Annotated in this window: 6 protein-coding genes and 1 tRNA gene; 5 read left to right on the forward strand and 2 right to left on the reverse strand. The window is 67.8% G+C overall.

The window, feature by feature from the left end; translation table 11 throughout:
• Positions 1–646 precede the first annotated feature (646 nt).
• From gltB to pyk, 3 genes are read left to right on the forward strand one after another with little or no spacing between them, the layout of a single operon-like run.
• On the forward strand, positions 647–5,278 hold the full coding sequence (gene gltB, locus AC5RV2_RS09715; protein ID WP_494092157.1) for a glutamate synthase large subunit: 4,632 nt from the start codon (positions 647–649) through the stop codon (positions 5,276–5,278).
• Positions 5,271–6,731 (forward strand): glutamate synthase subunit beta, encoded by a 1,461-nt coding sequence (locus tag AC5RV2_RS09720; protein WP_494092158.1) that lies wholly within the window; start codon positions 5,271–5,273, stop codon positions 6,729–6,731. The genes gltB and AC5RV2_RS09720 overlap by 8 nt, the downstream gene beginning before the upstream one ends.
• A 46-nt stretch (positions 6,732–6,777) precedes the next feature.
• Positions 6,778–8,262, forward strand: a complete 1,485-nt coding sequence (pyk, locus tag AC5RV2_RS09725; protein WP_494092159.1) for a pyruvate kinase — start codon at positions 6,778–6,780, stop codon at positions 8,260–8,262.
• Between the two features lie 136 nt (positions 8,263–8,398).
• Here the strand turns inward: pyk and AC5RV2_RS09730 are convergent, their stop codons facing one another.
• Complete coding sequence (locus tag AC5RV2_RS09730; protein ID WP_493977830.1) at positions 8,399–8,992, reverse strand: ANTAR domain-containing response regulator; 594 nt, start codon at positions 8,990–8,992, stop codon at positions 8,399–8,401.
• A 138-nt stretch (positions 8,993–9,130) separates the two neighbouring features.
• Between AC5RV2_RS09730 and AC5RV2_RS09735 the strand changes: the two genes are divergently transcribed.
• Positions 9,131–9,211 (forward strand) — tRNA-Leu (locus AC5RV2_RS09735).
• A gap of 264 nt (positions 9,212–9,475) precedes the next feature.
• On the opposite strand, the gene ligD is transcribed toward AC5RV2_RS09735, so the two are convergent.
• Positions 9,476–10,720, reverse strand: coding sequence for a non-homologous end-joining DNA ligase (gene ligD / locus AC5RV2_RS09740; RefSeq protein ID WP_494092160.1), 1,245 nt, complete (start codon positions 10,718–10,720; stop codon positions 9,476–9,478).
• 180 nt (positions 10,721–10,900) lie between these two features.
• Between ligD and AC5RV2_RS09745 the strand changes: the two genes are divergently transcribed.
• On the forward strand, positions 10,901–11,374 hold a 474-nt coding region (locus AC5RV2_RS09745; protein ID WP_494092161.1), incomplete at its 3' end, for a GTP-binding protein.

The raw sequence follows: 11,374 nt of genomic DNA on the forward strand, positions 1-11,374 counted from the left end.
CCGAGCCCGCGGATGCTGCTGCAAAGCCCGCGGATGCCGCCAACCCCGCCGCCAACCCCGCGGACGCCGCCAAGCCCGCCAATGCCCCCAAAGCCGCCGATGCCGCGGCCGGGCACGACCCGTTCAGGGCGGACAACAACCGCAGCCAGAACTAGTTTTCCCCGCGCAGCCGCCGGAACGCAGCAATCTGACGTTCCGGCGGCTTTGTGCGCTCCGGGCTGCCGTCGGCAATCCGGAAAGCGGTCGGTAAAAAACCGGAAAAGCCTGTGATGCGGGGTGCCCGCCGTGCTATCGTCGCTCTACCGCAGAACAGACTCGATCCGCGGCCGGCCCGCCCTCATAGGCGGTCCGAACTATCAGTACGCACCTCCCGGACCACCGACCGGGCGCAGGCATGCGGCGTACCGACCACACTGACGTGGATTCTCCGCCGGACAAGGCGCACCACCCAGTGCGGTCCCGGCGGCCGTGGCCGATCAACCGCACAGTTCATCCTGGCGGCCCCATCCGACCCCTGGACACCGAATGCGCTGTGCGGGGTGAGCTAACCACAGAATCCATGCATCACGGGCCTGCTTGCTCGAGCGGGCCCGGGCGGGGCCAGCGCCGTCCCCTTCTCACCTACATCCAGGAGAAGGAAGTTCAGATGACTCCTCCGTTCAAGGGGTCGAGTACCCCGCGCAGCCCCGGCGGCGGACACGAACGCCGGCACACCACGGTGCCCTCGCCGTTCAGTCGGTTCGCCGCCTACCCGGAAAAAACCGGGCTGTACGACCCCGCCCACGAAAAGGACGCCTGCGGCCTGGCGGTGATTGCCACCCTGCGGGGCGGGCCGGGCCACCACATCGTCGACGCCGCGCTGACGGCGCTGCGCAATTTGGAACACCGCGGCGCGGTCGGCGCCGACGAAGGAACCGGCGACGGCGCCGGGTTGCTCACCCAGATCCCCGATGAATTCTTCCGCGCGGTGGTGGGCTTTGAACTGCCGGCACCCGGGCTGTATGCCGCCGGAACCGCGTTCCTGCCCAGCGACGAGTCTGAGGCGGCGGTAGCGCGGGAAGGCGTGGAGGCCATCGCCGCCTCCGAGGGCCTCACAGTCCTCGGCTGGCGCGACGTCCCGGTGGTGGCCGAACTGGTCGGCGCTATGGCGCGGTCCTGCATGCCCCACTTTGCCCAGGTGTTCCTAGGCGTCAACCCGGCCGCCGCCGGCAGCAGCGATGTGGATGCCCGCGTTTTCCGCGTCCGCAAGCGCGCCCAAAACAAGTTCGGCGTGTATTTCCCGTCGCTGTCGTCCAAGACCATCGTCTACAAGGGAATGCTGACCACCGCGCAGCTGGAACCCTTCTACCCGGACCTCTCCGACCCCCGCTTCAAGACGAAACTGGGTATCGTCCACTCCCGCTTCTCCACCAACACGTTCCCCTCGTGGCCGCTGGCCCAGCCGTTCCGCACCATCGCGCACAACGGCGAGATCAATACGGTCAAGGGCAACCGCAACTGGATGCGGGCCCGGCAGTCGCAGCTGAAGGGCCCCCTGCTGGGCGACACGCCTGAAGAACTGTTTCCGATTTGCACGCCCGGCGCCTCCGACTCCGCCTCCTTTGACGAAGTCGCCGAATTGCTGATGCTCGCGGGACGCCCGATTACGCAAGCGATCATGATGATGATTCCCGAGGCGTGGGAGAACCACGCCACGATGGACCCTGAGCGGCGCGCCTTCTACCAGTACCACTCGATGCTGATGGAGCCGTGGGACGGCCCCGCCGCCGTTTCCTTCACCGACGGCCGGCTCGTCGGCGCCGTGCTCGACCGCAACGGCCTGCGCCCGGCCCGCTACTGGGTCACCGAGGACGGGTTGGTCGTGCTGGCCTCGGAGGTCGGGGTCGTCAACATCGATCCCGCCACGGTGGTCAGGAAGGGCCGGGTCTCGCCGGGGAAGATGTTCCTGGTGGATACCGAGGCCGGCCGGCTGGTCGAGGACGAGGAGATCAAGGCCGACGTCGCGGCCGCCAACCCGTGGGGCGAATGGCTCAAGGACAACATGATCCGGCTGGAGGACCTGCCGGAACGCGAGCACGTGGTGCACACCGCCGCGTCGGTCAACCTCCGCCAGCGGACCTTCGGCTACACGCAGGAAGAGCTGCGGATTCTGCTGGGCCCGATGGCCCGCACCGGCGCCGAACCGCTGGGGGCCATGGGCACCGACACCCCGATCGCGGTGTTGTCCAAGCGCCCGCGGCTGCTGTTCGACTACTTCGTGCAGTCCTTCGCCCAGGTGACCAACCCTCCGCTGGATGCCATCCGCGAAGAACTCGTGACCTCGCTGCGTTCGTCGATCGGCCCCGACGGCAACCTGCTGGCGACCGGCCAGGTGCGCACCACCCAGGTGGCGCTGAACTTCCCCGTGATCAACAACGACGAACTGGCCAAGATCGCCGCGATGGAAGACGAGGAGGGCAGCCGCCTCGCGCTGAAGGTGAGTGGCCTCTACCGGCCCGACGGCGGCGCCGCCGAGTTGGCCGCCCGGCTGCAGGAAATCTGCGAAAAGGTCTCCGGCGCCGTCAACCGCGGCGTGAAGTTCATCGTGCTCTCGGACCGGGACTCGAACGCCCAATGGGCGCCAATCCCGTCGCTGCTGCTGACGAGCGCCGTGCACCACCACCTGCTCAAGAGCGCCAACCGGACCAAGATCTCGCTGCTGGTGGAAGCCGGCGACGTGCGCGAGGTCCACCACGTCGCCGCCCTGATCGGGTACGGCGCCTCCGCCGTCAATCCGTACCTGGCGATGGAAAGCTGCGAGGAACTGGTGCGCAACGGCGACCTCCAGGGCGTCACCGCGGCCCAGGCCGTGCAGAACCTGATCAAGGGCCTGGGCAAGGGCGTGCTGAAGATCATGTCCAAGATGGGCATATCCACCGTCCCCTCCTACTGCGGTGCCCAGACATTCGAGGCGATCGGACTCGCCCAATCCCTGGTCGACCAGTACTTTGCCGGCACCCAGTCGCAGCTCGGCGGCGTGGGCCTGGACGTCATCGCCGCCGAGGCCGCGGCACGGCACGCCCAGGCTTACCCCGCCGACGGGATCGAAGACCCCCACCGGTCGCTCGAGAACGGCGGCGAGTATCAGTGGCGCCGCGAAGGACCGCCGCACCTGTTCAACCCGGAGACGGTGTTCCGGCTGCAGCATGCCACCCGCGAACGGCGCTACGACGTGTTCAAGGCCTACACCCGCGGCGTGGACGACCAGGCGAAGGACCTGATGACGCTCCGCGGCCTGTTGAAGTTCAAGGCCGGCGCCCGCCCGCCCGTGCCGCTGGAGGAGGTCGAACCCGTCGCCAGCATCGTCAAGCGGTTCTCCACGGGGGCCATGAGCTACGGCTCCATCTCGCAGGAGGCGCACGAGACGCTGGCCATCGCCATGAACCGGCTGGGCGGGAAATCGAACACCGGCGAGGGCGGCGAGGACGTGGACCGGCTGCTGGACCCGGAGCGCCGTTCGGCGATCAAGCAGGTGGCCTCCGGCCGGTTCGGCGTCACCAGCCTGTACCTCACCAACGCCGAGGACCTCCAGATCAAGATGGCCCAGGGAGCCAAGCCCGGCGAGGGCGGCCAGCTGATGAGCCAGAAGGTCTACCCGTGGGTGGCCCGGACCCGGCATTCGACACCGGGCGTGGGGCTGATCTCACCGCCGCCGCACCACGACATCTACTCGATCGAGGACCTGGCGCAGCTGATCTACGACCTGAAGCGCTCCAACCCCTCGGCACGCGTGCATGTGAAGCTGGTGTCCGAAGTCGGGATCGGCACCGTGGCGGCCGGCGTGACCAAGGCGAAGGCCGACGTCGTCCTCGTCTCGGGGCACGACGGCGGCACCGGGGCGAGCCCGCTGAACTCGCTCAAACATGCCGGAGCGCCCTGGGAACTGGGGCTGGCCGAGACGCAGCAGACGCTGATGCTCAACGGCCTGCGGGACCGGGTGGTCGTGCAGGTGGACGGGCAACTGAAGAGCGGCCGCGACGTGGTGATCGCGGCGCTGCTGGGCGGCGAGGAGTTCGGCTTCGCGACGGCGCCGCTGGTGGTCTCCGGCTGCATCATGATGCGCGTCTGCCACCTGGACACCTGCCCCGTGGGGGTTGCCACGCAGAACCCGGAACTCCGCCGCCGGTTCACCGGCAAGCCCGAGTTCGTGGTCAACTTCTTCGAGTTCATCGCGGAGGAAGTGCGTGAACTGCTGGCCGGGCTGGGCTTCCGCAGCCTGGCCGAGGCCATCGGCCACGCGGAGCTGCTGGACACCCGCGAAGCGGTCGACCACTGGAAGGCCGACGGCCTGGACTTGTCACCGATCCTGCGCGGCTACGGCACCGACTCCGACATCCCGCTGCGCAATATGACCACGCAGAACCACGAACTGGACAAGCACTTCGACAACCAGTTGATCGCCATGAGCTCCGACGCGCTGATTAAGCGCGAACCGGTGCGGATCAGCCTGGACGTGATCAACACCGACAGGGCCGTAGGCACGATGCTCGGCCACGAAGTGACCAGGCGTTTCGGCATCGAGCCCCTGGCGGACGACACCATCGACGTGACGCTGACCGGCCAGGCCGGGCAGTCGCTGGGCGCCTTCCTGCCCGCCGGCATCACCCTGCGGCTGCTCGGCGACTCGAACGACTACGTCGGCAAGGGGCTCTCCGGCGGACGGATTATCGTCCGGCCGGACCGGGCCAACACGTTCGCGTCCGAACGCAACGTGATTGCCGGCAACGTCATCGGTTACGGCGCCACCAGCGGCGAGATGTTCCTGCGCGGCCAGGTGGGCGAGCGGTTCCTGGTCCGAAACTCGGGTGCCACCGCCGTCGTCGAAGGAATTGGCGACCACGGCTGCGAGTACATGACCGGGGGACTGGCCCTGGTCCTGGGCCGGACCGGCCGCAACTTCGGCGCCGGCATGTCCGGCGGCGTGGCCTACGTGCTGGACCTGGACCCGGGCATGCTGAACACGCAGAGCACCGGCAACGGCGAATTGCAGCTGCTGCGGCCGGACCCGGCGGACGAAGGGACCATCGCCGCCCTGCTGAAGAAACATGCGGAGGAGACCGGTTCCCGGCTGGCCGCGCGCCTGCTGGAGGACCTCGAAGGCACCCTGGCCCGCATCACCAAGGTGCTGCCGCGCGACTACGCGGCGGTGCTGCAAGCCCGGGCGAACGCCGAAGCCGAGGGGCTCGACCCCGACGGCGACGTTGTCTGGAACCGAATCCTGGAGGTAACCGGTGGCTGATCCACGCGGATTTATGAAAGTCCGAGAACGCCAGACCCAGCCCCGCCGCCCTGTTCCCGTGCGGATCATGGACTGGAAGGAAGTCTACGAGGCGCAGGAAAAGGGCGTGCTCCGCAGCCAGGCCGGCCGCTGCATGGACTGCGGCATCCCGTTCTGCCACCAGGGCTGTCCGCTGGCCAACCTGATCCCGGAGTGGAACGACCTGACCTGGCGCGGCAAGGACCAGGAGGCGATCGAGCGGCTGCACGCCACCAACAACTTCCCCGAATTCACCGGCCGGCTGTGCCCGGCGCCGTGTGAGGCGGCCTGCGTGCTGGGCATCAACCAGCCGGCGGTGACCATCAAGCAGGTGGAGGTGTCCGTCATCGAGGAAGCCTTCGACCAGGGCTGGGTGACTCCGCACGCGCCGGAGCGGCTGACCGGTCACACAATCGCGATCGTCGGATCCGGACCCGCGGGGCTGGCCACGGCGCAGCAGCTGACGCGAGCGGGCCACACCGTGGCGGTGTACGAGCGCGACGACAAGGTGGGCGGGTTGCTGCGGTACGGCATTCCCGACTTCAAGATGGAGAAGCACTACCTGGACCGCCGGCTGGAGCAGATGCGGGCCGAGGGCACGCGGTTCCGCACCGGCATCGAGGCGGGCAAGGACATCAGCTGGGATCAGCTGCGCCGCCGCTACGACGCCGTAGTGATCGCGACCGGTGCCACCGTGCCGCGGGACCTGCCGATCCCCGGGCGCGGGCTGTCCGGCGTGCACTTCGCCATGGACTACCTGGTGCAGGCCAACCGGGTGGTGGCCGGCGAGGCGGTCCCGGACCAGATCGACGCCCGGGGCAAGCACGTGGTGATCCTGGGCGGCGGCGACACCGGCGCGGACTGCCTCGGCACCGCGCACCGGCAGCAGGCGGCCTCGGTGACCACCCTGGCCATCGGCAAGCAGCCGCCGGCCCAGCGTGCTTCGCACCAGCCGTGGCCGACGTTCCCGACGCTGTTCGAAGTGGCCAGCGCCCACGAGGAAGGCGGCCAGCGGACCTACCTCGCCTCCACCGTGGAGTTTGTGGGCGAGAACGGCGTGCTCACGGCGCTGAAGGTCGCCGAGACCGAGTTCGTGGACGGCAGGAGGGTGCCCAAGCCCGGCACGGAGCGGGAGATCCCGGCGGACCTGGTGTTCCTGTCCCTGGGCTTCACCGGTCCGGAGCACGCCGGGATCGACGCGCAGGTCAACGCGGCCTTCGACGAGCGCGGGAACGTCGCCCGCGACGGCGGCTACATGACCGGCGCCGAGGGCATCTTCGTCGCCGGCGACGCCGGCCGCGGACAGTCCTTGATCGTGTGGGCGATCGCCGAGGGGCGCGCCTGCGCGGCCGCTGTCGACCGGTGGCTGACCGGTACCACGCGGCTGCCGGCACCGGTGGCCCCGGAAGACCGTGCGATCGCGGTGCTGCCGTAGCGGCGGCACGCCTGCGCGATGGCCGCATTCTGATTAGGGTAGGGATATGAGACGCGCAAAAATCGTTGCAACCTTCGGTCCTGCCATCGCCAGTTACGAGAGCACTTTGGCCGTCCTCCAGGCGGGCGTGGACGTGGCCCGGATGAACATGAGCCACGGCGACTACCGCGTGCATCAGCAGACCTACGACAACGTCCGCAAGGCGTCGGCCGAACTGTCCAAGCCGGTGGGCATCTTCGCCGACCTGCAGGGCCCCAAGATCCGCCTGGGGCGGTTCGTGAACGGTCCCCACCACCTGGCGGTGGGGGACCGCTTCACGATCACCACCGAGGACGTGGAGGGAACCGCCGAGCAGTGCTCGACCACGCACAAGGGCTTGCCGGGCGACGTCAACGTGGGCGACTCCCTGCTGATCGACGACGGCAAGGTGGCGCTCAAGGCCATCGAGGTCGACGACGTCAAGGTGGTCACGGAAGTCACCGTGGCGGGTGCGGTGTCCAATAACAAGGGCATCAACCTGCCCGGCGTCGCGGTCAACGTCCCGGCCCTGAGCGAGAAGGACGAGGAAGACCTGCGTTGGGCGCTCAAGACCGGCGTCGATATGGTGGCCCTGTCCTTCGTGCGCAACGCCGGTGACGTCCGGCGGGTCCACGAAATCATGGACGAGGAGGGACGCCGCGCCCCGGTGATCGCCAAGATCGAGAAGCCGCAGGCCGTGGACGCCATCGAAGAGATCATCGACGCGTTCGACGCCATCATGATCGCCCGCGGAGACCTGGGCGTGGAGTTGCCTCTGGAGGACGTGCCGCTGGTGCAGAAGCGCGCCGTCGAACTGGCCCGCCGCTGGGCGAAACCGGTGATTGTGGCCACCCAGGTGCTCGAATCGATGATCGACAACCCGCGGCCCACCCGGGCCGAGGCATCGGACTGCGCCAACGCCGTGCTCGACGGTGCGGACGCGGTCATGCTCTCGGGCGAAACCAGCGTGGGCAAGTACCCGCTGGAGACGGTTAGGACCATGGCCCGGATCATCGAGTCCACCGAGCAGCACGGGCTGGACCGCATCCAGCCGCTGGGCAGCCAGCCGAAAACCCGCGGCGGCGCCATCACCCGGGCGGCCGTGCAGATCGCCGACCAGCTCGACGCCAAGTACATCTGCACGTTCACCCAGTCCGGCGACTCGGCCCGCCGGCTCAGCCGGCTGCGCCCGGGTCGGCCGGTCTTCGCGTTCACCCCGCTCCAGTCCACCCTGAACGTGCTGTCGCTGACCTGGGGCATCCAGCCGCTGGTCGTGGAGTTCGTCGAGCACACGGACCAGATGACCGCCCAGGTGGACCGGATCCTGTACGAGCGCGGGCTGGTGGAGATCGATGACCTGGTCGTCATCGCCGCCGGTTCGCCCCCGGGCAAGGCCGGTTCCACCAACTCCCTGAAGGTGCACAGGGTGGGCGACCTGGCGGACGCCGGCGAACTGCTGGACGGGCAGCCGCACCCGCGGCCCGAGCGGGTCGGGCCCTGGCCGTCGTCGTAGGCGAAGGGCCGCTGCAGGCACTAGGACAGCAAAACGGCCTCCGGATCATTCCGGAGGCCGTTCTGCTGTCCTTGGTTCGCCGTTCGCGTTGCCTCGGTTCGACGTTCCCGCTGCCTAGTTCGCCGTTCGCGTTGCCTCAGTTCACCTGGTTGATGATGGTCTCGGCGACTTCGCGCATGCTCAGCCGGCGGTCCATCGACGTCTTCTGGATCCAGCGGAACGCTTCCGGCTCGGTCAGGCCCATCTTGGTGATGAGCAGGCTCTTGGCCCGCTCCACCAGCTTCCGGGTCTCGAACTGCTCCTGCAGGTCGGATACCTCGGATTCCAGGGCGGCGATCTCTTCGTGGCGGGAGAGCGCGATCTCGATGGCCGGGATCAGGTCCGCGGGCGTGAAGGGCTTCACCACGTAGGCCATGGCACCGGCGTCGCGTGCGCGCTCCACCAGCTCTTTCTGGCTGAACGCGGTCAGCAGCACCACCGGGGCGATGCGCGCCTTGACTATCTGCTCCGCGGCCGAGATGCCGTCCATCACGGGCATCTTCACATCCATGAGGACCAGGTCCGGCTTCAGTTCCTGGGCGAGTTCCACGGCCTTTTCGCCGTTGTCGGCTTCGCCAACGACGTCGTAGCCCTCGCCCCTCAAAATTTCGACGATATCCAGGCGGATCAGTGTCTCGTCCTCCGCGACGACGACGCGGCGAGCGGGGACAGACTCGGTTTGTTCAGACACTGGCGCTCCTAGAGTGTTGCGTTGCCATTGGCATGGCGTCGGTTCCGTGAAATAGCCTATCGGCATGTAGAGTAGATTCGCGCACCGGGCAGCATGACGGTTTTCACAGTTTGGAGACCTGCTTCGCGACCGGTGCAGGCCCGAGTGGCGGAATGGCAGACGCACCGCACTCAAAATGCGGCGGGTAAAACCGTGTGGGTTCGAATCCCACCTCGGGCACGTTTTTACTGTGCGGAGGCATGTAGGCCTCTGGTAGTGGACAAATGTTGACTTGTGGGCCCCTTCGGGGGTCTTTCATTTGTCGGCCGTTGCCGGGGCAGCCGGCTCCTCGCTTGGTTTTGGCGCAGTGGCGCTGCAGATTGGTCATGGCGGAGCTGTTCCGCGTCGGAACTGCAAGACGTGACATTGGCTGGGGGACAAGCTGCACCTTGCAGACACCGGCTGTTCCGTTGGCTTTGTGCGCTTCCGGTTTTGGTCAGTGGGTTAGGACCCCGGGCGCCCCGGCCAGTCCTTGCCGGCCCGTGGGTCGTAGTCGCTGATGAGCTCCTCCTGCGGCGGCCGCTTCGTTACGGGGACGTGCTGCAAGTTCACTCGCACCCTGTACCAGAGCGAGCTTGATCCGCGCATTCCGTCGACGAGCACATCAGCCGGTTGCAGGGCCGGGACGACGTCCGCATGCCGAGTCTTCCACTCATCGAGCGCCGCGTACGCCTCGGGCTTGGTCTTGGTTCGGGCCACTTCAATGAGCGGCATCATCGACTTCCGGCGGCCGGAGCCGTCGCCGCCGCCCGGCGGTTTCTCGGCGGGGCCGAGCTCGGCCGCCAAGGCGAGGAGCCCGTCGAGGGTGCCGACCGCGTCATCGATGCCGGCGTGAGGGTCGCCCACGTCGGCGAAGCGCTCGAGCACCGAGCGCACAGTGAACTGTTCCGGCCGGGCGGAGGTGACCTCGTCCCATGTGAGCGGCGTCGAAACCCGGGCGTCGGGCAGGGGCCGGATCGAGTACGCGGAAGCCACGGTGCGGTCTTTGGCGTTCTGGTTGAAGTCGACGAACACACTCTCGCCGCGCTCCTCCTTCCACCACCGTGCGGTGGCGAGGCCGGGAGCGCGGTTCTCGACCTCGCGAGCGAGGGTCTCTGCGGCGAGCCGCACGTGGCGGTACGACCATTGAGGCGCGATGCGCACAAGGATGTGGAGTCCCCGCGACCCACTCGTCTTCGGCCAACCCACCAGTCCCACGTCGTTGAGCACTTCCCGTGCGACGCAGGCGACGTCGACGATCTGCGACCAGTCGACTCCCGGCATCGGATCGAGGTCGACCCGCAGCTCGTCGGGGTGCTCGAGGTCCTCGGCGCGCACGGGGTGCGGGTTGAGGTCCAGGCATCCAAGATTCACGACCCACGCTAGGCCCGCAGCATCCCTAAGGACGGCCTCTTCGGCTGATGTCCCCGACGCATAGTGCAGCGTTGTCGTGTGGATGAAGTCAGGGTGGTTTTCAGGCACGCGCTTCTGAAAGAATGGCTCAGCATCGATGCCCTTCGGGAAGCGCTTGAGCACCATTGGGCGGCCGCCGGCGCCGCGCAGTGCACCATCCGCGACGGCAAGGTAGTAGCGAACCAGGTCGAGCTTCGTCAGCCCGGGTTGTGGGAACACCACCTTGTCCGGACTCGAGATGCGAACCTCGCTGCCGGCAATGTTAAGGATCTCGGCTGGGGCCTTCGACGGGTTCATTCCGCCACGCTAGCAACGATCGGATGTCCCAACCAGACCAGCTGCGCGGCAGCCCGGCCTGGTCTTGTTTGCACAGGGATGCGGTCCAACCCTTGCCGGTGTACCCCTTCTGGGTGTCGAATCTGTTAACAGCACGCGAGTGTGCAGGGACGAGGCTGCCTACGACGCCAGGAGGCGCTCATGTCGGGGAAATCGGCCAACGGGTTGGCGAAGGGTTCTGGACGGAGCGCCGATCTGCGCCGGGCGGAGGTCTCCGCCGCGGCAACGGTGTCCCGGCCGGAGCAGATCCGCAACGTGGTGCTGGTGGGCCACTCCGGTGCCGGGAAGACGATGCTCGCGGAGGCCCTGTTGCTGGCGGCGGGAGCCACGAACCGGATGGGTTCGATCGTCGACGGCACCACCGTCAGCGACTCGGATCCCTCCGAGATCCACCAGCAGCGTTCCGTCGTGCTCTCCGTCCTTCCCTTGATGTACGACGACGTCAAAATCAACCTCCTGGACACGCCGGGCTACTCGGACTTCACCGGCGAGCTGCGGGCCGGTCTTCGCGCCGCCGACGCCGCCTACGCGGTCGGGTTCTTCATGCGCCCGCTGGGCGGCATCATCTTCGGCCACATCGGCGACAAGTTCGGCCGGCGCCCCTCGCTGGTGATC

It is taken from the genome of Arthrobacter sp. Y3225116, assembly GCF_059091245.1.